General features: G+C 62.1%; 21 protein-coding genes. 13 read left to right on the top strand and 8 right to left on the bottom strand.

Annotation, left to right across the window (positions count from 1 at the left end):
* The first annotated feature begins 118 nt into the window (after nt 1-118).
* Nucleotides 119-802 (top strand): response regulator transcription factor, encoded by a 684-nt coding sequence (locus BLO80_RS13090; RefSeq protein WP_053122824.1) that lies wholly within the window; start codon nt 119-121, stop codon nt 800-802.
* Nucleotides 780-2165, top strand: coding sequence for a sensor histidine kinase (locus BLO80_RS13085; protein ID WP_092327989.1), 1386 nt, complete (start codon nt 780-782; stop codon nt 2163-2165). The genes BLO80_RS13090 and BLO80_RS13085 overlap by 23 nt, the downstream gene beginning before the upstream one ends.
* Nucleotides 2166-2200: 35 nt before the next feature.
* On the opposite strand, the gene BLO80_RS13080 is transcribed toward BLO80_RS13085, so the two are convergent.
* From BLO80_RS13080 to BLO80_RS13065, 4 genes are all read right to left on the bottom strand, one after another.
* Nucleotides 2201-2446 carry a DUF1652 domain-containing protein gene (locus tag BLO80_RS13080; protein ID WP_092327991.1) on the bottom strand — a complete coding sequence of 82 codons (246 nt, stop codon included), beginning with the start codon at nt 2444-2446 and terminating at the stop codon, nt 2201-2203.
* Between the two features lie 239 nt (nt 2447-2685).
* Nucleotides 2686-4170, bottom strand: a complete 1485-nt coding sequence (locus tag BLO80_RS13075) for a helix-turn-helix transcriptional regulator (protein ID WP_092327992.1) — start codon at nt 4168-4170, stop codon at nt 2686-2688.
* 118 nt (nt 4171-4288) lie between these two features.
* A complete protein-coding gene (locus tag BLO80_RS13070; protein ID WP_092327993.1) occupies nt 4289-5572 on the bottom strand; it encodes a Zn-dependent hydrolase in 1284 nt (427 codons plus the stop codon).
* A 151-nt stretch (nt 5573-5723) separates the two neighbouring features.
* Nucleotides 5724-7202, bottom strand: coding sequence for an NCS1 family nucleobase:cation symporter-1 (locus BLO80_RS13065; protein WP_092327995.1), 1479 nt, complete (start codon nt 7200-7202; stop codon nt 5724-5726).
* A gap of 608 nt (nt 7203-7810) precedes the next feature.
* On the opposite strand from BLO80_RS13065, the gene hydA reads away from it, so the two are divergent.
* The 3 genes from hydA (at nt 7811) to preA (ending at nt 12075) form a co-directional block, all read left to right on the top strand.
* Nucleotides 7811-9250: a dihydropyrimidinase gene (hydA, locus tag BLO80_RS13060; RefSeq protein WP_092327996.1), complete on the top strand. Its 1440-nt coding sequence runs from the start codon at nt 7811-7813 to the stop codon at nt 9248-9250.
* A 182-nt stretch (nt 9251-9432) separates the two neighbouring features.
* On the top strand, nt 9433-10800 hold the full coding sequence (locus tag BLO80_RS13055; protein ID WP_092327998.1) for an NAD(P)-dependent oxidoreductase: 1368 nt from the start codon (nt 9433-9435) through the stop codon (nt 10798-10800).
* On the top strand, nt 10801-12075 hold the full coding sequence (gene preA, locus BLO80_RS13050; protein WP_092328000.1) for an NAD-dependent dihydropyrimidine dehydrogenase subunit PreA: 1275 nt from the start codon (nt 10801-10803) through the stop codon (nt 12073-12075). It abuts the gene before it with no gap.
* Nucleotides 12076-12220: 145 nt separating this feature from the next.
* Here preA and BLO80_RS13045 read toward each other — a convergent pair whose 3' ends face one another.
* Together BLO80_RS13045 and BLO80_RS13040 are read right to left on the bottom strand one after the other, a co-directional pair.
* Nucleotides 12221-12841: a TetR/AcrR family transcriptional regulator gene (locus BLO80_RS13045; RefSeq protein ID WP_060741719.1), complete on the bottom strand. Its 621-nt coding sequence runs from the start codon at nt 12839-12841 to the stop codon at nt 12221-12223.
* Nucleotides 12842-13109: 268 nt separating this feature from the next.
* Entirely contained in the window at nt 13110-13445 is a 336-nt protein-coding gene (locus BLO80_RS13040) for a DUF6124 family protein (protein WP_092328001.1), read from the bottom strand.
* A 794-nt stretch (nt 13446-14239) separates the two neighbouring features.
* Here BLO80_RS13040 and BLO80_RS13035 point away from each other — a divergent pair.
* From BLO80_RS13035 to BLO80_RS13005, 7 genes are all read left to right on the top strand, one after another.
* Nucleotides 14240-15541 carry an OprD family porin gene (locus BLO80_RS13035; protein ID WP_092340915.1) on the top strand — a complete coding sequence of 434 codons (1302 nt, stop codon included), beginning with the start codon at nt 14240-14242 and terminating at the stop codon, nt 15539-15541.
* A 145-nt stretch (nt 15542-15686) separates the two neighbouring features.
* Entirely contained in the window at nt 15687-16508 is an 822-nt protein-coding gene (locus BLO80_RS13030) for an NAD-dependent epimerase/dehydratase family protein (protein WP_092328004.1), read from the top strand.
* 42 nt (nt 16509-16550) lie between these two features.
* The gene (locus BLO80_RS13025; protein ID WP_092328006.1) at nt 16551-17456 is read left to right on the top strand and encodes an SMP-30/gluconolactonase/LRE family protein; all 906 of its coding nucleotides are present in this window, start codon (nt 16551-16553) and stop codon (nt 17454-17456) included.
* 56 nt (nt 17457-17512) lie between these two features.
* Entirely contained in the window at nt 17513-18481 is a 969-nt protein-coding gene (locus BLO80_RS13020; protein WP_092328007.1) for a TRAP transporter substrate-binding protein, read from the top strand.
* Between the two features lie 75 nt (nt 18482-18556).
* A complete protein-coding gene (locus BLO80_RS13015) occupies nt 18557-19084 on the top strand; it encodes a TRAP transporter small permease (protein WP_092328009.1) in 528 nt (175 codons plus the stop codon).
* On the top strand, nt 19084-20364 hold the full coding sequence (locus BLO80_RS13010; RefSeq protein ID WP_072411600.1) for a TRAP transporter large permease: 1281 nt from the start codon (nt 19084-19086) through the stop codon (nt 20362-20364). The genes BLO80_RS13015 and BLO80_RS13010 overlap by 1 nt, the downstream gene beginning before the upstream one ends.
* A 197-nt stretch (nt 20365-20561) precedes the next feature.
* Complete coding sequence (locus BLO80_RS13005) at nt 20562-21431, top strand: aldose 1-epimerase (RefSeq protein ID WP_092328010.1); 870 nt, start codon at nt 20562-20564, stop codon at nt 21429-21431.
* Nucleotides 21432-21466: 35 nt separating this feature from the next.
* Here BLO80_RS13005 and BLO80_RS13000 read toward each other — a convergent pair whose 3' ends face one another.
* Nucleotides 21467-22267: a sulfite exporter TauE/SafE family protein gene (locus BLO80_RS13000; protein WP_092328012.1), complete on the bottom strand. Its 801-nt coding sequence runs from the start codon at nt 22265-22267 to the stop codon at nt 21467-21469.
* Nucleotides 22268-22473: 206 nt separating this feature from the next.
* Between BLO80_RS13000 and BLO80_RS12995 the strand changes: the two genes are divergently transcribed.
* Nucleotides 22474-23337 (top strand): MBL fold metallo-hydrolase, encoded by an 864-nt coding sequence (locus BLO80_RS12995; protein ID WP_092328013.1) that lies wholly within the window; start codon nt 22474-22476, stop codon nt 23335-23337.
* Between the two features lie 146 nt (nt 23338-23483).
* On the opposite strand, the gene bkdR is transcribed toward BLO80_RS12995, so the two are convergent.
* Nucleotides 23484-23972 (bottom strand): Bkd operon transcriptional regulator BkdR, encoded by a 489-nt coding sequence (gene bkdR / locus BLO80_RS12990; RefSeq protein ID WP_003202929.1) that lies wholly within the window; start codon nt 23970-23972, stop codon nt 23484-23486.
* Nucleotides 23973-24003: the final 31 nt, after the last annotated feature.

Here is a 24003-nt window from a genome sequence, read left to right as displayed (position 1 = left end):
TGTTGACCCAGGCCAGCGAATCGGCGTGTCGGTCCATGAACTTTTTTTCAGAAAGCCGACAGGTAATTTTTGGCAGAATGCTGCGCAATCGCTCCAACTTCCCCACACGGTACCGCCCATGAACCGCATCCTGACCATCGAAGACGACGCCGTGACCGCCCGTGAAATCGTGGCCGAGCTGACCCGCAACGGCCTGGACGTCGATTGGGTCGACAACGGTCGCGAAGGCCTGGAACGGGCGGTCAGCGGCGACTACGACTTGATCACGCTGGACCGCATGCTGCCTGAGCTCGACGGCCTGGTGATCGTCACCACGCTGCGCACCATGGGCGTGGCCACGCCGATCCTGATGATCAGTGCTCTTTCCGATGTGGATGAGCGCGTGCGTGGCCTGCGGGCCGGCGGCGACGATTACCTGACCAAGCCGTTCGCCACCGACGAAATGGCCGCCCGGGTCGAAGTGCTGCTGCGGCGCAACAATGGCACCCGCGAGCCGGAAACCGCGCTGCGGGTGGCCGACCTGGAACTGAACCTGATCAGCCGCGAAGCCAGCCGCAACGGGCAGCTGCTGAGCCTGCTGCCCACCGAATACAAGCTGCTGGAATTCCTGATGCGCAACAGCGGGCAAATCCTCTCGCGCATGATGATTTTCGAGGAAGTCTGGGGCTATCACTTCGACCCCGGCACCAACCTGATCGACGTCCACATCGGCCGCCTGCGCAAGAAAATCGACCCGCCGGGCCTGGAACCGCTGATTCGCACGGTACGGGGTTCCGGCTATGTCATTGCTGAACCCCGCTAAGGGCTGGCGCTCCTCCAGCAGCCGCCTGCTGGCGCTGTACAGTTCGCTGTTCGTGATCTGGAGCGCGATCCTGATGGGGGTGATGTATTACGAAGTGTTTGGTTACCTCGACAGCCTGGCCAAACACTCCCTGATGCAGCGCCAGCACCTGTTCGCCCGGATCCACGGCGACCAATTGGAAGATGCGCTCATGGCCAGCCTGACGCTGGACGAGCGCGGCGTTGACGCCTACGGGCTGTTCGATCCGCAACTGCGCCATTTGAGCGGGCCGATCCTGCGCGTGCCCGCCGACCTGCCCCTTGACGGCAAGATCCACATGCTCGGCGGCTGCGTCGACTCCGATGACCCGGGCGTGCCTTCGGACAGCTGCGACGCGGTGGCGACCCGTACCCAGGACGGCCGCTGGCTGGTCCTGGCCCGGGACAACGGCTCGCTGTTCGCGGTGACACGGATCATCTTGCACGCGCTGTTCTGGGGCGTATCGCTGACTATCCTGCCGGGCATCGCTGGCTGGCACCTGCTACGCCGCCGACCGCTGCAACGGATTCGCCAGTTGCAGGCCAGCGCCGAAGCCATCGTCGCCGGCGACCTGACCCACCGCCTGCCGCTGTCGAGCCGGCGCGATGAGCTGGACATGCTGGCGGCGATCGTCAATGCCATGCTCGAGCGCATCGAGCGCCTGATGAATGAGGTCAAGGGTGTGTGCGACAACATCGCCCATGACCTACGCACCCCGCTGACGCGCCTGCGTGCCCAGCTTTATCGCATCCAGCAGGAAGCGCCGGACGGCTCCCCCGAGGCCTTGCAGATGGACCAGGTGATCGCCGAGACCGACACCCTGATGGCGCGGTTTCGCGGTTTGTTGCGGATTTCCGAACTGGAAGACCAACAACGGCGCTCGGGCTTCGTACGCCTCGATCCGTTGCAGTTATTGCAGGAGTTGCATGATTTTTACCTGCCCCTGGCCGAGGAACGCGAACTGACCTTCATCCTGGAGGCGCCCGACGCCCTGCCCCTGCTCAACGGCGACCGGGCCTTGCTGTTCGAGGCCGTGTCGAACCTGCTGAGCAACTCCATCAAGTTCACCCCGCCGGGGGGCACGGTGATCCTGCGTGGGGTCGACCAGGGCGATAGCACGCGCATCGAAGTGCTCGACTCCGGCCCGGGTATCCCCGAGGCGGAGCGCAAGGCGGTGTTCCGTCGTTTCTACCGTGCAGAGGGCAGCAGCCAGCACGGCGGATTCGGCCTGGGCCTGTCGATCGTCGCAGCGATCGTCAACCTGCACGGGTTTACGTTGGAGGTGGGCAGCAGCGAACAGGGCGGCGCGCGGTTGGTGCTCGATTGCCGGGGGCCATTGTTGTAGCCGCGGGTGGGTGTGGGGTACCTGATCTTTATCTATCAGAGCTCACTGCGATGCAGCGGGGTGTTTTGCAGTTCATAGCGCAGCTCATCGATCAACTTCGCGATACTTTCTTCCGAGCGGACGCTGTCGACACTCATGCCGCTCACCACCAAATCCACCTCGCCGCTTTCACGGTGATACAGACGCACGGTGAGGGTGCCGTCGCCATTGAGGCTGCATTCGCAGGCCAGCGGCGTAAAGCTTTGTTCGAGGCGGGCACGCAAGGGGGCCAAATGGGTCATGGAATGCACCTCAGCCCTGAGGGGACAAATGAACGATGGACAGTACCGACCTCCTGGTCCGAATGGATATCCTGTCGCGCTCGTATCGGGTTCGTTCACAGCACATCGTGGCATATTCCTTGAGTGTTTCGCGGGGACGCGCCATCACAAACGATGTCGCACCCTCATAGCCTAAGGAACCGCCCCCTCGTGCAAAACCCGAATTTGCACCAGTACACCCGGTACATTTGCACTGGCTATCATGGTGCCTTCATTCGCCGTTCGCCGGCGAACAAACCCCGCTCTCGCGCCCAGACAATCGCCTCGCTACGGCTGTGGACATCCAGCTTCGAATACAGGGTCGCCACGTGATTGCGCACGGTGTTGGGCGCCAGCTTCAGCCGCGCGGCGATTTCCTTGTCTGCCAGCCCCTCGCAGATCAGCCCCAGCACGTCCCGTTCCCGGGCCGTCAGCTCGGTGAATGACACACTCGGCACTTGGGCGTTGATGCTCTTCACGTTGGCCAGTTTTTCAATCAGGGTCCGGCTGAACCAGGACGCGTCTTTCATCACCTCCTCAATGGCCGCCACCAGCTCCAGCTCCGAGCGCTTGCGTTCGGTGATGTTCATCAGCACCAGCAGGTAACAGGGCTTGTCCTGGATGAGCAACGTGTCGGCGGCGACCTCGCAATCGATGAGCTGACCGCCTTTCTTATGCACCTTGACGTCGATCCTGGAGACTGCGGCGGTCTTTTCCAACCGGGCAAACAGCGCGGCACCGGCGTCTGGGTCGAGAAAACCGATCTCCTCCACGGTTTTACCCAGCAACTCTTCGCTGGCGTAACCGGTGGTCTGGAGAAACGCTTCGTTGATTTCCAGCAATTGCTGTTCGGCGCTGCACACCAGGGTGGGCACGGGCGACAGACGGAACGACTTGGCAAAACGCTCCTCGCTCTGGCGCAGCGCCGTTTCCGCCTTGCGGCGCGGCTCCATGTCCATGAAGGAAAACAGCATGCAGTCTTCGTCATGCAGGTCCAGGGGCTGACCGGCGACGACCACCTGCTTGGTGGTGCCATCGGGCAATTTCAACTCGGCCTGCATCTGCGGAATCGTCGCGCCCTGCCCCAGGCGCTCGACGGCCAGGTCGCGTTTTTCAGCGGCTTCGAGCACATCCAGCTCGTACACCGAACGCCCGATCACCTGCTCGCGGCTGTAGCCGGTCATCTCCAGGAACCCCGGATTGACCTTGATGTAGCGCAGGTCGCTGAGGCGACAGATCACCGCCGGCGCCGGGTTGGCCCCAAAGGTTTTCTCGAAGCGCTGCTCGGCGCTGGCCCATTCAGTGGCATCGCTGAGGATCAACACGAGCAGTTCCGGCTCGCCGTTGCGGTCGGCCAGGACCATGCTGCGGATCCGATGCACCCAGGTACGATCCGGCTCGGCCCTGGGCGTGACTTCCACCAACACATCGCTGAACTCATCGCCACGGGCAACCCGGGCGATGGGGTAGTTGTCTTCCGTCAGCGGATGATTGTTGCGGTAACGCAAATTGAAGCGCTGGGCGTACTCCTCGGCATTAGCACCCAGCGCCTTGAGATCAGTGACCCCGTGCATGGTCAAGACCGCTGCGTTGGCCCAGGCAATGGTCTGGTCGACCTCGATCAACATCACCCCGTCGGACAGTCCGGCAATGATCTGCAGCAATTGGCGACGGTTGGTATCGGTGGTCGGGACTTGCTGATTCATTGGGTCTCCATGTGATTCAGGCGCGCATGGAAGTTACGACCATCCCCATTGATGACACGTTCCCTGTAGCAGCCGTGTAGGAGCTGTCGCGTGCAACGAGGTTGCGATCTTCCACCCTTCACGCCGCCATGCGCCCCTCGGCAATCGCCTGGGAGGCCGCCAGCATCGCCCGCAGCAACACCGCGCAGCCGGCGGCGAGGTCATCCGGGGCGGCGTTTTCGATTTCGTTGTGGCTGATGCCGCCTTCGCAAGGCACGAAGATCATCCCGGCCGGGCCCAGTTCGGCGAGGAAGATCGCGTCATGGCCGGCACCGCTGACGATGTCCAGGTGGGACAGGCCCAGCCCTTGGGCGGCCCCGCGCACGGCGTCGACGCAGCCCTGGTCGAAATACAGCGGTGGGAAGTCGGCGGTGGGTTTCAAATCGAAGGTCAGGCCGTGCTGCCGGCAGGTGTCTTCGATCACTTGCTTGACCTCGGCGATCATCGAATCCAGGCGCGCCGGTTCCAGATGACGGAAATCCAGGGTCATGCGCACCTCGCCGGGGATGACGTTGCGCGAGCCCGGATAGGCCTGCAGGCAACCGACCGTGCCGCAGGCATGGGGCTGATGACCGAGGGCGGCGCGGTTGACGGCGCCGACGATGACCGACGCGCCCACCAGGGCGTCCTTGCGCAGGTGCATCGGGGTCGGGCCGGCATGAGCCTCGACGCCCCGCAAAGTCAGGTCGAACCACTTCTGCCCCAGGGCGCCCATCACCACGCCGATGGTCTTGCCCTCGTCCTCGAGGATCGGCCCCTGTTCGATGTGCGCCTCGAAATACGCCCCCACCGGATGCCCGCTGACCGGACGCGGGCCGGCATAGCCGATGGCGTTGAGCGCCTGGCCCACGCTGATGCCCTCGGCGTCGGTCTTGGCGAGGGTTTCTTCGAGGGTGAATTTCTCGGCGAACACCCCGGAGCCCATCATGCACGGGGCGAAGCGCGAGCCTTCTTCGTTGGTCCAGACCACCACCTCCAACGGCGCTTCGGTTTCGATGTCCAGGTCATTGAGGGTGCGCATCACCTCCAGGCCGGACAGTACGCCGAAACAGCCGTCGAACTTGCCGCCGGTGGGTTGGGTGTCGATGTGGCTGCCGGTCATGACCGGTGGCAGGTTCGGATTGCGCCCCGGGCGCCGGGCGAAGATATTGCCCACCCCATCGATGCTGACGGTGCAGCCCGCCGCCTGGGTCCATTGCACGAACAGGTCGCGGGCCTGGCGGTCGAGGTCGGTCAGGGCCAGCCGGCACACACCGCCCTTGACCGTGGCACCGAGCTGGGCCAGGTCCATGATCGATTGCCACAGGCGGTCGCGGTTGATGTGCGGATGGGTGGATTGCAGGACGTCGATGGCTGCGTTCATGGGGATCTCCATTTTTTCAGGCATGTTTTCGGTGTACTTGAGGCCGCTATCGCGAGCGAGCTCGCTCCCACAGGGGATCTGCTGTGCACACAGACTTTGCATCCACCCAAATCCAATGTGGGAGCGAGCCTGCTCGCGATGAGGCCCTCCCTCACACCGCGGTTTTAGCGACGGACGGGCTCGTTCGCATACTGCACAGCCCGTAATAAATCACCCCGCCCAGCGCCGAGCCGGTGAACCAGCCGTAGCTGTAGAACCAGCTGAACGCATCGCTGCCCAGGGCCAACAGTGTCAGCACCACCGGCACGCCAAAGGCGATGAAGCCGTTCCAGTTCCACGCCGGGTAAATGTCGTCGCGGTACAACCCGGCCAGGTCCAGTTGCTGTTTCTTGATCAGGAAATAATCCACCACCATGATCCCGGCAATCGGCCCCAGCAGGCTGGAATAACCCAGCAACCAATTGGAATAGACCGACTCGAGGCTGACCTCGGAGACGATCAGGCCGAGTTTCTTCAACAGTTCGTGGGCCATCAGCGCCAGCCCCACCAGCCCGGTGAGCATCACGGCCTTGGTGCGGCCGATCAGTTTCGGCGCCAGGTTCTGGAAGTCGTTGGTGGGGGAAACGATGTTGGCGGCGGTGTTGGTCGACAGCGTGGCGACGATGATCAGCACCATGGCCAGCGCCACCCACACCGGGCTATGGATGTGCCCGATCAAGGTCACCGGGTCGGAGACGGTCATCCCCACCAGTTTTTCCGAGGCGGCGGTCATGACCACGCCGAGGGAGGCGAACAGGAACATGGTCAACGGCAGGCCGATGATCTGCCCCACGACTTGGTCTTTCTGGCTCTTGGCATACCGGCTGAAGTCCGGAATGTTCAACGACAGGGTGGCCCAGAAACCGACCATGGCCGTCAGCCCGGCGAGGAAATAGCCGGTCACCCCGGCGCCTTCGGGCCGCTTGGCCGGGACCGCCATCAGTTCAGTCAATGAAACGTTGGGCAATGCCCACACCAACAGTCCGACGCCCACCAGCACCAGCAGGGGCGCAGACAAGGTTTCCAGCCACTTGATCGACTCGGCGCCGCGCAACACCACCCACAGGTTGATGACCCAGAACACCATGAAGCCGATCACTTCGCCGGTGCCGCCCAGGCTCTTCCAGCCGTCGAACACCGAGCCGAGAAACAGGTGGATCGCCAGCCCGCCGAACATCGTCTGGATGCCGAACCAGCCGCACGCCACCAGGGCGCGGATCAGGCACGGTACGTTGGAACCGATGACCCCAAAGGACGAGCGCAAGAGAACCGGAAACGGAATGCCGTACTTGGTCCCGGCGAAGGCGTTCAGGGTCAGGGGGATCAGCACGATGATGTTGGCAAACAGAATCGCCAGCAGCGCCTCGCCCACCGTCAGGCCGAAATAGGCGGTGAGCACGCCGCCGAGGGTGTAGGTCGGCACGCAGATCGCCATGCCCACCCACAGTGCGGTGATGTGCCATTTGTTCCAGGTTCGCTCGTGCACCTTGGTCGGCGCGATGTCGTGGTTATAACGGGGGCTGTCGAGGACGTCGCTGCCGGCCTCAAGCTCGAACAATCCATCGCGCTCGGTCACTGTTGATCTGGTCATGTCCGCTCCACTGTTTTCATTATTTTTGCTCATCGACGGGCGATGGCCGGAGTACTTGCACGCGTGCTACCGACCACCCCGCCAGACCCACGACGGCACTCAATAACCGTGCCGGATAATGCGCCGAGCTGACCGGATGATCGATATAACCCTTTCAACCTTTTGATGTTTAACGTTTTAAAGCCACGTTATTGCCTTGTTTCACTTCCTGCCTACCGCCCTAGAGGCTAGATGACCTTCGCGCCCTGTCGAGTGAGGGATTCAAAGTGGTGCACCCCGGATCGACGGGAAGTGTCTAGGCCGCACTTGCAACGCTTTCAAGCCGCTGATTTACCATGACAAATCTCGCTCAAATAACGATCCTGTCAAGTGCGTCAAAATGGTGAGCAGGCTCACCATTTTGGTGAATTTATAATTTAATCCTTAAATTTCAATAATTTAATCAACGCATAAGCTTATAAAAAATAATCTTGCTCATTTCATAAACTCCAGCTAGCGTCTAATCCTGACAGTTGTGACAAGAATATAAACCGGCACGACTTTATCTACCGTGATCGATAAAACATAAAGAACCGGCAACAGTCGGTCATGCCTGCGAGGAACTCGGAATGTCTCTGTTGATCCGTGGCGCCACCGTTATTACCCATGATGAAAGTTATCGCGCCGATGTGTTTTGCGCCGACGGCGTGATCAAGGCCATCGGTGACAACCTGGATGTTCCCGCCGCTGTCGAAGTGCTCGATGGCAGCGGTCAATACCTGATGCCCGGCGGCATCGATCCCCATACGCATATGCAATTGCCGTTCATGGGCACGGTCGCCAGTGAAGACTTCTTCAGCGGCACGGCGGCGGGTCTCGCCGGCGGCACCACCTCGATCATCGACTTCGTGATTCCCAACCCCCAACAGTCGCTGATGGAAGCCTTTCATCAATGGCGGGGCTGGGCCGAGAAAAGCGCCAGTGACTACGGTTTCCACGTGGCGATCACCTGGTGGAGCGAACAGGTGCGCGAAGAAATGGCCGAACTGGTCAGCCATCACGGGGTGAACAGCTTCAAGCATTTCATGGCCTACAAGAATGCAATCATGGCCGCCGACGACACCTTGGTGGCGAGCTTCGAGCGCTGCCTGGAATTGGGCGCGGTGCCCACCGTGCACGCCGAGAACGGCGAACTGGTCTACCACCTGCAACGCAAGCTGCTGGCCCAAGGCATCACCGGCCCCGAAGCCCATCCGTTGTCACGCCCTTCCCAAGTGGAAGGCGAAGCCGCGAGCCGCGCCATCCGCATCGCCGAAACCCTGGGCACGCCGCTGTACCTGGTGCACGTGTCCACCAAGGAAGCCCTGGACGAAATCACCTACGCCCGCAGCAAGGGCCAACCGGTCTACGGTGAAGTACTGGCCGGGCATCTGCTGCTGGACGACAGTGTTTATCGCGATCCCGACTGGCAGACCGCCGCCGGCTACGTGATGAGCCCGCCCTTCCGCCCACGCGGGCATCAAGAAGCACTCTGGCACGGCTTGCAGTCCGGCAACCTGCACACCACCGCCACCGATCACTGCTGCTTCTGCGCCGAACAGAAGGCCGCCGGGCGTGACGACTTCAGCAAGATCCCCAACGGCACCGCCGGAATCGAAGACCGCATGGCGGTGCTCTGGGACGAGGGGGTCAACAGCGGCAAATTGTCGATGCACGACTTCGTCGCCCTCACCTCCACCAACACCGCGAAAATCTTCAACCTCTACCCACGCAAGGGGGCGATCCGCGTCGGCGCCGATGCGGACCTGGTGCTCTGGGATCCCCAGGGCAGCCGCACGATCTCAGCCAAGACCCACCACCAGCAAGTGGACTTCAACATCTTCGAAGGCAAGACCGTGCGCGGCGTGCCCAGCCACACCATCAGCCAGGGTCGGCTGGTGTGGGCCGACGGCGACCTGCGGGCCGAGCGCGGCGCCGGGCGCTACATCGAACGGCCGGCGTACCCGGCGGTGTTCGATTTGCTGAGCAAGCGGGCGGAGTTGAATAAGCCAACCGCCGTGAAACGCTGAAATCCAGGCCTTCGGCCTTCGCGAGCAAGCCCGCTCCCACATTGGATCTGGGATAGACGCAGATATGTGGTGTGCCGCAAATCCCTTGTGGGAGCGGGCTTGCCCGCGAAGGCGCCAGTCCAGACACCGAAAAAACCACTGCCCACCAGAGGCAGCACCTCAAACACCGTGAGGCCCACTCCATGATCCAGCCCTTGAGTCACCTCCCCCATTCCCAGGAAGACCCGGCCACCCTCGCCGCCCGCTTCAGCGACCTGGCGCCGCCGCTCAACGCGCGCCAGGCCCACCTGGAAGCGTCTCGCTGCCTGTACTGCTACGACGCACCCTGCGTGAACGCCTGCCCGAGCGAAATCGACATTCCTTCTTTCATTCGCAACATCCACCAGGACAACGTCCAAGGCGCGGCCCAGAAAATTCTTTCGGCCAACATCCTCGGCGGCAGTTGCGCCCGGGTCTGCCCCACGGAGGTGCTGTGCCAGCAAGCCTGCGTGCGCAACAACGCCCATGAATGCGCGCCGGTGTTGATCGGCCAGCTGCAACGCTACGCCGTAGACAACGCCCATTTCAGCGAACACCCGTTCAAGCGTGCCGCCGCCACTGGCAAGCGCATCGCGGTGGTCGGGGCCGGCCCGGCAGGGTTGTTCTGCGCCCATCGCAGCGCGATGCACGGCCATGACGTGGTGATTTTCGAAGCCCGGGACAAGGCCGGCGGCCTCAACGAATACGGGATCGCCAAGTACAAACTGGTGGACGATTACGCCCAGCGCGAGCTGGATTTCCTGCTGGGCATCGGCGGCATCGAAATCCGTCACGGCCAGAAACTCGGCGAGAACCTGAGCCTGAGCGACCTGCACCAGCAGTTCGACGCAGTGTTCCTCGGCCTCGGCCTGGCCGCCAGCAAACAACTGGGCCTGAGCGACGAACAGGCGCCGGGACTGCTGGCCGCCACCGAGTACATCCGCGAACTGCGCCAGGCCGACGACCTCAGCCAGTTGCCGCTGGCCGACCGCTGCATCGTGCTCGGTGCCGGCAACACCGCCATCGATATGGCCGTGCAGATGGCTCGCCTCGGCGCTCGGGACGTCAGCCTGGTCTACCGTCGCGGCCTTGAAGACATGGGTGCCACCTTGCATGAGCAAGACATCGCCAAGGCCAATCAGGTGCGTCTGCTGACCTGGGCCCAACCGCAACAGGTGTTGCTCGACGACGCCGGGCATGTGCGCGGCATGCGCTTTTCCCGTACCCACCTGGAAAACGGTCGACTGGTCATCGGTGCCGAGACCTTCGACCTGGCCGCCGACGCCGTTTTCAAAGCCATCGGCCAAGCCTTCGATGACAACGCACTGGTGGACCCACTGGCCCGGGAACTCAAGCGCCAGGACGGGCGAATTCTGGTGGACGAACACCTGCGCACCAGCGTTCCCGGCGTCTACGCCGGCGGCGATTGCACCAGCCTGGACCAGGACCTCACCGTGCAGGCCGTGCAGCACGGCAAGCTCGCCGCCGAGGCGATCAACGCTCAACTGATGCTTAACGTGGAGGCTGCGTAAATGGCCGATCTGTCGATTGTCTTCGCCGGCATCAAAGCGCCCAACCCGTTCTGGCTGGCCTCCGCGCCACCCACCGACAAGGCCTACAACGTGGTCCGCGCCTTCGAGGCCGGCTGGGGTGGCGTGGTCTGGAAAACCCTCGGTGAGGATCCAGCGGCCGTGAATGTGTCCTCGCGTTATTCGGCCCACTACGGCGCCAATCGCGAGGTCTTGGGCATCAACAACATCGAGCTGATCACCGACCGTTCCCTGGAGATCAACCTGCGGGAAATCACCCAGGTGAAAAAGGACTGGCCGGACCGGGCGTTGATCGTGTCGCTGATGGTGCCCTGCGTCGAAGAATCCTGGAAACGCATCCTGCCCCTGGTGGAAGCCACCGGTGCCGACGGCATCGAACTGAACTTCGGCTGCCCCCACGGCATGCCGGAACGGGGCATGGGCGCGGCGGTCGGCCAGGTGCCGGAATACGTCGAGCAAGTGACCCGCTGGTGCAAGACCTATTGCTCGCTGCCGGTGATCGTCAAGCTCACGCCGAACATCACCGACATCCGCGTCGCCGCCCGGGCGGCCCATCGCGGCGGTGCGGACGCGGTGTCGTTGATCAACACCATCAACTCCATCACCAGCGTCGACCTGGAGCGCATGGTCGCCCTGCCCAGCGTCGGCAGCCAGAGCACCCATGGCGGTTACTGTGGTTCGGCGGTCAAGCCCATCGCCTTGAACATGGTCGCCGAAATCGCCCGCGACCCGCAGACCCAAGGCTTGCCGATCTGCGGCATCGGCGGCATCGGCAGTTGGCGCGACGCGGCGGAATTCATCGCCCTGGGCAGCGGCGCGGTGCAGGTCTGCACGGCGGCGATGCTGCATGGTTTCCGCATTGTGGAGGAGATGAAGGACGGCCTGTCACGCTGGATGGACAGTCAAGGTCACGCCAATCTGCAAGCATTCTCCGGTCGCGCAGTGGGCAACACCACTGACTGGAAGTACCTGGACATCAACTACCAGGTCATCGCCAAGATCGACCAGGAGGCCTGCATCGGTTGCGGGCGCTGCCACATCGCCTGCGAAGACACCTCACACCAGGCCATCGCCAGCCTCAAGCAGGCGGACGGTACGCGTAAATATGAAGTGATCGATGAAGAGTGCGTGGGTTGCAACCTGTGCCAGATCACCTGCCCGGTGCAGGACTGCATCGAGATGGTGACGGTGGACACCGGCAAGCCGTTTCTGGATTGGAACCATGATCCGCGCAATCCCTATCATGTCGCGGTTTGAAATTTGAGGTGTCAGGGCTGGCGCCATCGCGAGCAGGCTCGCTCCCACAAATGGATCGCTGTCGTTCACAGATAGTGTGTTCACTACAGACCCAATGTGGGAGCGGGCTTGCCCGCGAAGGGGCCATCAGCCTCACCAAAAATTCTCAAGGCTCCAACCCGATCCCCCGCAAAATCACACCGGTCACCGTCTGCACCGCCCGTTCGAATTGCATGTCGGACAGCGGCTGGTGGTCGTTGAGAATATTGATCTGGTGGTCGAAGTCGGCGTAGTGCTGGGTCGAGGCCCAGATCATGTAGAGCAGGCTCGAGGGCTCCACCGGGAGGATGCGCTTGTCCTCCACCCACTGGCGGATTTTCGCTTCCTTCATCTTGGCCCAGTCATAGAGGCTGGCGTCCAGCGCCTGGCCCAGGGTCGGGGCACCGTGGATGATTTCGTTGGCCCAGACCTTGGAGCCGTAGGGACGGCTGCGGGAGTGGTTCATCTTGGCGCGGATGTAGCTGCTGAGCACCACCCGCGGGTCGTCGAACATTTCGAAGCACAAGGCATCCTGCTTCCACACCTCCAGCAGATCGAACAGCACGGCGCTGTATAGCTCGCTCTTGGTACTGAAGTAGTAATGCAGGTTGGAACGCGGCAATTGCACTTCGGCGGCGATGTCGGCCATGGCGGTGCTGCCGAAGCCTTTCTCAGCAAAGACCTTCTCGGCGGCCAACAGGATTTTCTCGACGTTACTGCGACGAATCTCGATCTTGTGATTGCCCATGAGGGCTCCCTGGCAACAGCGTTGCTCAAGACTAGCATTCGCCCACTTTTGAAAACACTGGGGGCTCGCTCCCTATTTGACCGTGCATGCTCAGGCGGATGTACACAGTGCCCCTGTGGCGAGGGAGCTTGCTCCCGCTCGGCTGCGCAGCAGTCGTAAAACCGGCTGGAGCGGTGTTCCTGGAAGAACCGCGTCAGTTCATTTTGGGGCTGCTGCGCAGCCCAGCGGGAGCAAGCTCCCTCGCCACAGGGGGGGGTTGGTGAGTCGGCTAGCGTGCTTCGACGTTATCCAGCGCACGGTTCGCCAGCAATCCGCTCAGTTCAATCAATTGTTGGATGCCCAGGGCGATGTGACGCCTGGGACCTTCCAGGTCGAAGGCCAGGTCATTGACCATGGCATTGGCCGAGGCCAGGTTTTCGCTGAGGTTGGCGAGCAGGGTTTCGGTGTCGACGCCATGGGCGACGGTGAACAGTTGGCCGGGATCGGCCTCGGGTTTGCCGGGTTTGGGCTTGAGGTAGGCGTCGAGGATGCGGTCGGCGGCTTTGTCGAATGCCTTGGCGTTGGATGGATCTGTATCGGGTGGGTTGGGGGTTACTTTGAACATAGTTGAAGCTCCGATGCTGTAGAAGGGAGCCAACACCCTCTCGCTACCAAACGAATTAGGGTGGCGGCCATACGAAGGTTGGTAGACCGGGCATCGGAGCCGGCGCCTCCGAAGAGGCCCTGCGCATGGCCACCAAAAAGCGAAGTGCATGATTGCACTCGCAAGAGATGACGCTATGCACCGACAACCCGGGCTACCAAACCCGATCACTGATTCAATCAGCGACCCGAAAACGATAGAGCCCTGGCCCCCAGGCGCACAAGCCGGCGGATTCTGGCGCAGGTGTAGGCAATGGCGCAAGACGACGTAGCCCGATCCAGAACGATCCTACATCTGAATAAACACGGTTCCCCTGATGGACTGGGAGCCTGGCTTAACAACACACCTGTGGCGAGGGAGCTTGCTCCCGCTGGGTGGCGAAGCCGCCCCCAAAAATTGTGTTGAAGCAAAGCACTTGGGCCTGCTTCGCAGTCCAGCGGGAGCAAGCTCCCTCGCCACAAGAGCCCGCTCAAGTCTTCCGATCGCCCACATTCGACTAATGTCTTAGACCAGTCATCGCACAACCAAGCACCCTCCCCACTATCCTCAAACCACAGATCTGCCCGGCGCTACGCCTGGGATCTTGACCTCGTCCAGCGACAGCCATTGAAACGCCTCATCTTGAAGCACAGCCGAGTTGGATAATTCCGATAATGGCCAGTTGACAATTAGCAGTCGCTTCCAAATAATCCCTCTAATGTTGTACGACGACGTATGACAAAAATAAGAACAACAAAAAAGTAGGGAGCGTCAAAGTGAGCACATGTGTCCGTTTTTCGCCCGACCAACGTCCAAACCGCCATACCCTTCTCAACACCAGCCCCGCCCTGATCCTGCTTGGTTGCAGCGGCCTTGCCGCCTTTCTACCAACGGCCGCCAGCGCCGAAGGCTTCGTCGATGACGCCAAGGCCACGCTGAACCTGCGCAACGCCTACTTCAACCGCAACTTCACCAACCCGAACAACGCCCAGGGCAAGGCCGAGGAATGGACCCAGAACTTCATCCTCGACGCCAAGTCCGGCTTCACCCAGGGTGTGGTTGGTTTCGGTGTGGATGTGCTGGGCCTGTATTCGGTGAAGCTCGATGGCGGCCGTGGCACGGCGGGCACGCAATTGTTGCCGGTGCATGACGACGGTCGTCCGGCTGATGACTTCGGCCGTTTGGGCGTGGCGCTGAAGGCCAAGGTGTCGAAGACTGAATTGAAGGTCGGTGAATGGATGCCGGTGCTGCCGATCCTGCGTTCCGACGACGGCCGCTCCCTGCCGCAAACCTTCCGTGGCGGCCAGGTGACCTCCACCGAAATCAACGGCCTGAGCCTCTACGGCGGCCAGTTCCGTGGCAACAGCCCGCGCAATGACGCGAGCATGGAAGACATGTCCATGAACGGCCGCGGTGCGTTCACCTCCGACCGTTTCAATTTCGGTGGCGGTGAATACGCCTTCAATGAAAAACGCACCCAGGTCGGTGTCTGGTACGCGGAACTGTCCGACATCTACCAGCAGCAATATTTCAACCTGACCCACAGCCAGCCCATCGGCGACTGGACCCTGGGCGCCAACCTCGGCTACTTCATCGGCAAGGAAGACGGCAGCGCCCTGGCCGGCGACCTGGACAACAAAACCGCGTTCGCCATGCTCTCGGCCAAGTACGGCGGCAACACCTTCTACGTCGGCCTGCAGAAAGTCGGTGGCGATGACGCCTGGATGCGCGTCAACGGCACCAGCGGCGGCACCTTGGCCAACGACAGCTACAACTCCAGCTACGACAACGCCAAGGAAAAATCCTGGCAACTGCGCCACGACTTCAACTTCGCCGCCGTCGGCGTGCCGGGCCTGACCCTGATGAACCGCTACATCAGCGGTGACAACGTGCACACCGCTACGGTCGACGATGGCAAGGAGTGGGGTCGGGAAAGTGAGCTGGCCTACACCGTGCAGAGCGGCGCGTTGAAGAGCCTCAACGTGAAGTGGCGTAACTCGACAATGCGCCGGGATTTCAGCACCAACGAGTTCGATGAGAACCGTATTTTCATCAGCTATCCGATCAGTTTGTTGTAAGGCGGTTGGGTGGGTCTGCTGGTGAGGGGGCGGCTGGGCTGGCGCCTTCGCGAGCAGGCTCGCTCCCACAAGGAAAGGTCACCCTTTGCCCGCGGTCATATGGCCTATACAACGGATATCACTCACTGTTTGCTCAGGTAATGCCATGACGACGACACCGATTCGCCAACCCCTCAATCGCCTGCTGCTGACCGGTGCCGCCGGCGGCCTGGGCAAAGTCCTGCGCGAGCGCCTCAAGCCTTTCGCCCGTCACATCCGGCTGTCGGACATCGCCAACATGGCCCCGGCCATCGATGAAAGCGAAGAAGTGGTGCCGTGTGACCTGTCCGATAAACAGGCCGTGCACCGATTGGTGGAAGGCGTCGACGCCATCCTGCATTTCGGGGGTGTTTCGGTGGAGCGCCCGTTCGAAGAAATCCTGGGCGCCAATATCAGCGGCGTTTTCCACATTTACGAAGCGGCGCGCAAGCACGGCGTCAAGCGTGTGATCTTCGCCAGCTCCAACCACGTCATCGGCTTCTACAAGCAGGACGAGGCCCTCGACGCCCTCTCCCCTCGCCGTCCGGATGGCTACTACGGCCTGTCCAAGTCCTACGGCGAAGACGTCGCCAGTTTCTACTTCGATCGCTACGGCATCGAGACCGTGAGCATCCGCATCGGCTCCTCGTTCGCCGAGCCACAGAACCGCCGGATGATGAGCACCTGGCTGAGCTTCGACGACCTCACCCAACTGATCGAATGCTCGCTCTACACGCCAAAGGTCGGCCACACCGTGGTCTACGGCGTGTCCGCCAACCGCGACGTCTGGTGGGACAACAGCCACGCCGCGCACCTGGGTTACCGACCCAAGGACACTTCCGAGATTTTCCGCGACAAGATCGAAGCCCAGCCAATGCCGGCCGCCGATGACCCGGCCAGGATCTACCAGGGCGGAGCCTTCGTAGCAGCCGGCCCGTTCGACGACTGATTGGCCTGTTTCCATGGGATACGAACGGATAAAGGAATCACCATGCAAGCCGAATTGATTGTCGATGCACGCAACGCCGTCGGGGAGAGCCCGGTGTGGGTTCCCGAGGAAAACGCGCTGTATTGGGTGAACATCCCCAGCGGTGGCCTGCAACGCTGGAATGCCAGCAGTGGAAAGATCCAGGGCTGGGAAGCCCCCGAAATGCTTGCCTGCATTGCCCGTCACCAGGACGGCGGCTGGGTCGCGGGCATGGAAAGCGGTTTCTTCCGCCTGCACCCCCATGACGACGGCAGCCTGGACAGCGAACGCTGTGCGAGCGTCGAGCACAGCCGCGTCGACATGCGCCTCAACGATGGCCGTTGCGACCGCCAGGGTCGCTTCTGGGCCGGCAGCATGGTGCTGAACATGGCCGCCAACGTCGACGAAGGCCGGATGTATCGCTATGAAGCCGGGCAACGCAGCCCGGTCGAGGCGCAACTGAGCGGTTTCATCGTGCCCAACGGCCTGGGATTCAGCCCGGACGGGCGGACGATGTACCTCTCCGATTCGCATCCGTTGGTCCAGCAGATCTGGGCGTTCGATTACGACATCGACAGCGGTACCCCATCCAACCGGCGGCTGTTCGTCGACATGCTGCCCCTGGCCGGTCGCCCGGACGGCGCGGCAGTCGACGCCGACGGTTGCTACTGGATCTGCGCCAACGACGCCGGGCTGATTCACCGGTTCACCCCGGATGGACGTCTCGATCGTTCACTGGAAGTGCCGGTAAAAAAACCCACCATGTGCGCCTTTGGCGGCAGCCGCCTGGACACCCTCTTCGTCACCTCGATCCGCCCCGGCGACGACAACGACCCACAGTCCCTGGCCGGTGGCGTGTTCGCCCTCAACCCCGGCGTCAAGGGCCTGGCCGAACCCGCTTTTGGAGGGTTGAAGCACTCCGCGAACTGACCTGCTGTGCCGCTTCATTGGATGAGCCATAAAAACAACAACACTGGAGATGGACCATGAATTTCAAACGCACGCTTTTGATCGCAGCCCTGCCCCTGGCCTTCCTGGCCCAGGCGGCCCATGCCCTTGAACTCAAGATCGCCGACATCCATCCCAAGGGCTACCCCACCGTGATGGCCGAAGAAAGCATGGGCAATACCCTGACTAAAGAGACCAACGGCGAGCTGACCTTCAAATACTTCCCAGGCGGTGTATTGGGTTCCGAGAAGGAAGTCATCGAGCAGATGCAAGTCGGCGCGATACAGATGTCCCGGGTCAGCCTGGGCATCGTCGGTCCAGTGGTGCCGGATGTGAACGTGTTCAACATGCCGTTCATCTTCCGCGACCAGGCCCACATGCGCGCCGTCATCGACGGTGATGTGGGCGATGCGATCCTCGACCGGATCACCAATTCCGAGTTCGGCCTGGTGGCCCTGGCCTGGATGGACGGCGGCACGCGCAACATCTACACCAAGAAGCCGGTGCGCAAGCTCGAAGACCTCAAGGGCATGAAAATCCGTGTGCAAGGCAACCCGATGTTCATCGAGATGATGAACGCCATGGGCGCCAACGGTATCGCGATGGACACCGGTGAAATCTTCAGCGCCCTGCAGACCGGCGTTATCGACGGCGCGGAAAACAACCCCCCGACCCTGCTCGAACACAACCACTACCAAAACGCCAAGTACTACAGCCTCACCGGACACCTGATCCTGCCAGAGCCGATCGTGATGTCGAAAATCACTTGGGAAAAACTGACCCCGGATCAGCAGGGGATGGTCAGGAAAGCCGCCAAGGCTGCCCAGGCCGAAGAACGCGCGCTGTGGGACCAGAAGTCCGCCGCCAGCGAAGAGAAACTCAAGGCGGCGGGTGTCGAGTTCATCACGGTCGACAAAAAACCCTTCTACGACGCCACCGCACCGGTACGGGCCAAGTACGGCGCGCCCTATGCCGACCTGATCAAGCGTATCGAAGCCGTTCAGTAACGCCTCCCGTTCTGTACTCATGAAAAGGCCCGGCACGCCTGATGCCCAAGGCGTGCCCGGTTACGGTGGAACCCGATGAAGAATTTGCTGCTGCGTATCAACGATAAGATCTACATGACGTGCATCTGGGTTGCCGGCCTTTCCGTCCTGGCGATTTCCCTGATGATTCCCTGGGGCGTGTTCGCCCGCTACGTGCTGGGTTCCGGCTCGAGCTGGCCCGAGCCCACGGCGATCCTGCTGATGATGGTGTTCACCTTCATTGGTGCCGCCGCCAGTTACCGCGCCGGTGCGCACATGGCCGTGGCCATGGTCACCGACCGCATGCCACCGCACCTGAAATCCGCGGCGTCGATTCTTTCCCAATTGCTCATGGCCCTGATCTGCATCTTCATGACGATCTGGGGCTTCAAGCTGTGCATGTCCACCTGGAACCAGTTCATGGCTTCCCTGCCCGGCCTGCGAGTTGGCGTGACCTATTTGCCGATTCCCCTGGGCGGCTTGCTGACGCTGGTTTTCGTCCTGGAAAAACTCTTGCTCGGTGACCAGAGCAAACGGCGGGTCGTGCAGTTCGACCTGGTTGAAGAAAGTGAAGGTGCCGCTTAATGGACGCTCTGATTCTGCTGGGCAGTTTTATCGTGTTGATCCTGATCGGCATGCCGGTCGCCTACGCCTTGGGCGCTGCCGCCCTGATCGGTGCGTGGTGGATCGACATCCCGTTCCAGGCCGTGATGATCCAGGTGGCGGGCGGGGTGAACAAGTTCTCCCTGCTGGCCATTCCGTTCTTCGTGCTGGCCGGTGCGATCATGGCCGAGGGCGGCATGTCCCGCCGCTTGGTGGCGTGTGCCGGGGTGCTGGTGGGTTTTGTGCGCGGTGGCCTGTCACTGGTCAACATCGTGGCCTCGACCTTCTTCGGTGCGATCTCCGGTTCGTCGGTGGCCGACACCGCGTCGGTGGGCTCGGTGCTGATTCCGGAAATGGAACGCAAGGGCTATCCACGGGACTTTTCCACCGCCGTGACCGTCAGCGGTTCGGTGCAAGCTCTGCTCACCCCGCCAAGCCATAACTCGGTGCTCTACTCCCTGGCCGCCGGCGGCACGGTCTCGATTGCCTCGCTGTTCATGGCGGGCATCGTGCCGGGCTTGCTGATGAGCGCGTGCCTGATGGTGTTGTGCCTGATCTTCGCGAAAAAGCGCAACTACCCCAAGGGCGAAGTGATCCCGATGCGCCAGGCGTTGAAAATCGTCGGCGAAGCCCTGTGGGGCCTGATGGCGATGGTGATCATCCTTGGCGGCATCCTGTCGGGCATCTTCACCGCCACCGAATCGGCGGCCATCGCGGTGCTGTGGTCGTTCTTCGTGACCATGTTCATCTACCGCGACTACAAGTGGCGTGAACTGCCGAAGCTGATGCACCGCACCGTGCGCACCATCTCCATCGTGATGATCCTGATCGGCTTCGCCGCCAGCTTCGGCTACATCATGACGCTGATGCAGATCCCGGCGAAGATCACCACGATGTTCCTGACCCTGTCGGACAACCGCTACGTGATCCTGATGTGCATCAACGTGATGTTGCTGCTGTTGGGCACCGTGATGGACATGGCGCCGCTGATCCTGATCCTGACGCCCATCCTGATGCCGGTTATCGTCGGCATCGGCGTAGACCCGGTGCAGTTCGGCATGATCATGCTGGTGAACCTGGGCATCGGGCTGATAACGCCGCCCGTGGGGGCGGTGCTGTTCGTCGGCTCCGCCATCGGCAAGGTCAGCATCGAAGCCACCGTCAAGGCGCTGCTGCCGTTCTACGCCGTGCTGTTCCTGGTGCTGATGCTCGTGACCTACGTGCCAGCCCTGTCGCTGTGGTTGCCGCACCTGGTGTTGTAACCATTCCATCAGCAAGCAAGCCCCCTTGTGGCGAGGGAGCTTGCTCCCGCTGGACTGCGAAGCAGGCCCAAGTTATTTGTTTCAGCACAAATTTTGGGGCGGCTTCGCCACCCAGCGGGAGCAAGCTCCCTCGCCACAACAGCGTCCACACAAAATCTGCATTTCCTCACTGCTTTTCAATCCAGCAGACAACCACCATGACCCCACCCCTTCTCCATCTCGAAGACGAACTGACCCGCCTCACCCTGGCCCCGCACCTGGGCGCCAGCCTGGTGGACTGGACCTTGCGCAGCAGCGGCGCGCCATTGCTACGCCCGCCGGCCCCCCAAGCCCTGGAAAACGGCCTGCCCGGCAAGCTCGGTGGCTTCCCGTTGATCCCCTGGTCGAACCGGATCGCCAACGGCGGTTTCGATTGCCCTGATGGCTGGCTGGCCCTGGACGCCAACAGCCCCAACGACCCGTTCCCCATCCATGGCAGCGCCTGGCAGCAACCGTGGCAAGTGACCGAACAGAATGCCCAGGAAGCGCTGCTGCAACTCGACACCCAGCACCCGTTCGGCTATTGCGCCAGTTTGCGTGTCCGCTTGCGCGGCGGCCAGTTGCAGATCGCGATGCTCGTCACCCACACGGCGAAACAGCCGGCGTGGCATGGGCTCGGCCTTCACCCGTACTTCCCGCGCACCGCCGGCACGCGCCTGCAAACCCGGGCGAGCGAAGCCTGGCTGTGCGACGCCACGAAACTGCCGACGGAACGGATCGACCTTCCCGAACACTGGAATTTCCAGGAGGCCCGTTTACTGCCGGACACCCTCGTGGACAATGGCTTCGGTGGCTGGGACGGGCATTGCCTGATCCAGCAGCCGGACCTGGGCTATGAGCTGGAGTGCCAGGCCAGCGGCTGCGATTACTTCCTGCTGTACTGCCCCGTGGGCCTGGATTTCTTTTGCATCGAACCGGTCAGCCACCCGGTCAACGCCCACCACTTGCCGGGACGACCGGGGTTGCGTTTGCTGGAGCAAGGGCAATCGGTGGCGCTGGGGTTTTCGATGCAGTGCCGGTTGCTGTAACCCCTCTGGCCATGGGCAGTCCCGGTTCATGACCGCTACGCCCGCACCCACATGAACACTGCCACCCCCAGGCACACCCCGGCGAACCCCACCTGCAGCGCCCGGGCCGGAACCTTGGCCGACACTTGCCGGCCGAGCACCATCCCGACAATGCTCGCCGCAATGAACGCCATCCCTACCCGGTCGATGCTCACCCCGGCATGGAACGCGCCCACCACGCCAATCAACGAAATCAGGCTGATGACCATCAAGGACGTCGCGACGATCCCGCGCATCTGCACGTCGGTCAGTTGCTTGAACGCCGGCACGATCAGGAAGCCGCCCCCCACGCCCAGCAGCCCCGAGACCATGCCCGTCACTGCGCCCAATGCCGACAGCGTGGCGGTGCAACGAGGCGTCCAGGCCAGGCGGCCGGTCTGGCGGTCGAGCATGCAGTTTTTCTGGCCCCAACTGGCGGCGCCATGATCGCTGGGGCCGACTTGCGGCGTTTCGCGACGCAACATGCGCGCCGCCACCAGCACCATCAGCAGGCTGAACAGCATCATCAGGATTTTTTCCGAGAGCTGGTGGGCGAGGTAGATGCCCAGCGGCGAAAACACCGCGCCCAGCAGTGCGATCAGCAGGGCCGCACGGTAGCGCACCAGGCCATGGCGCAGCCCGTCGATGGCCCCCACCGCCGCCGCGCTGCCCACCGCGAACAACGCCACTGGCGCGGCCTGGGTCATGCTCCAGCCCAGGCCCAACACCAACGCCGGCACCGCCAGGATGCCGCCACCCGCCCCCGTCAGGCCAAGGACCAGGCCCATGACCACACCAAAAAAACTTGCCAGTAACATTCAGGTTCTCTCAAGCCGCGCACACCTGTTGGCAGGTGCGATCGCATTTGCAGGACGCCTTGTCCCTCACTAAGCTGCGGACCATATGTTGTAAGTCCCAAGCGTTGCAACAAGCTATTTTAGATTGGTATGTGGCGAGGGAGCTTGCTCCCGCTGGGCTGCGTAGCAGCCCCTTTCATGAGTTCTTCCCGTACAGGTTCGCTGTCATGCCCGCGCAGATTCAAAGTTTTCTCGACCCCGCCTCCAAGACCTATACCCATGTTGTGTATGAACACGATGGCGGGCACTGCGCGGTGGTCGATCCGGTGCTCGACTACGATCCGGCCTCGGGCCGCAGCGGCACCGCGCAGGCGGATCGGGTGATCGCGTTTGTGCGGGAACATCAACTGACGGTGCAATGGCTGCTGGAGACCCACGCCCATGCCGATCACTTGTCCGCCGCGCCTTATCTGCGGCGGGAGCTGGGCGGCAAGATCGCCATCGGCGAGTCCATCGGCCAGGTGCAGAACGTGTTCAAGACCCTGTTCAACCTAGAGCCGCACTTCGCCGTCGACGGTTCGCAGTTCGACCGTCTGTTCGCGCCCGACGAGTCCTTCCTGATCGGCAACCTCAAGGCCACCGCCCTGCACGTGCCCGGCCACACCCCGGCGGACATGGCCTACCTGATCGACGGCGACGTGATCCTGGTGGGCGACACGCTGTTCATGCCCGACGTAGGCACCGCCCGTTGCGACTTCCCCGGCGGCAATGCCCATCAGCTCTACGCCTCGATCCGCAAGCTGCTGGCCTTCCCCGCCGGAGTGCGGCTGTACGTGTGCCACGACTATCCACCGGAGGAACGCGAATCCCACTGCGTGAGTACCGTGGGTGAGCAGCGCCAGCACAACATTCATGTCCGCGATGGCATCGATGAAGCCTCGTTCGTGGCCATGCGGACCCAGCGCGACAAGACACTGGGCATGCCGACGCTGCTGTTGCCGGCGATCCAGGTCAACGTGCGGGCCGGCCACCTGCCGCCGGCCGAGGACAATGGCGTGACCTATCTGAAGATTCCGATCAATCAGCTTTAGAAGCTTGTACTGAATGTAATGGCCTCATCGCGAGCAAGCTCGCTCCCACAGGGATTGGCGGGGGGTCGCAGAACCCGGCAACACTGCAAATCCCATGTAGGAGCGAGCTTGCTCGCGATGGCAGTGGGTCAGGCAACAATGGAGCCTCAGGTCCCCAAGGTCAGCCCATTGGCCGGCAACGGCAGCGCGGTCTTGTAGCGCACCTGCTTGAGGGCAAAGCTCGAACGGATGTTCGCCACCCCCGGGACCTTGGTCAGGAAGTCCATCATGAACCGCTCCAGCGACTGGATGGTCGGCACCAGCACGCGGATCAGGTAGTCCGGATCGCCGGCCATCAGGTAGCACTCCATCACCTCCGGCCGGTCGGAAATCGCCTCCTCGAAGTGCTGCAACGCTTCCTCCACCTGCTTCTCCAGGCTCACATGGATGAACACGTTGACGTGCAACCCCAGCAGGTCGGCATCCAGCAGCGTGACCTGCTCGCGGATCACCCCCAGCTCCTCCATCGCCCGGACGCGGTTGAAGCACGGCGTCGGCGACAGATTGACCGAACGGGCAAGATCGGCGTTGGTGATGCGGGCGTTTTCCTGAAGGCTGTTCAGAATGCCGATGTCGGTGCGATCCAATTTACGCATGAGACAAATAATCCTGTTTTTTATCGTTGTG

This window comes from Pseudomonas sp. NFACC56-3, from assembly GCF_900100025.1.
Classification (GTDB): Bacteria; Pseudomonadota; Gammaproteobacteria; order Pseudomonadales; family Pseudomonadaceae; genus Aquipseudomonas; species Aquipseudomonas fluorescens_AA.
Note: the sequence above shows the minus strand (reverse complement) of the source record. Positions and strands in the feature narration are given on the sequence as shown.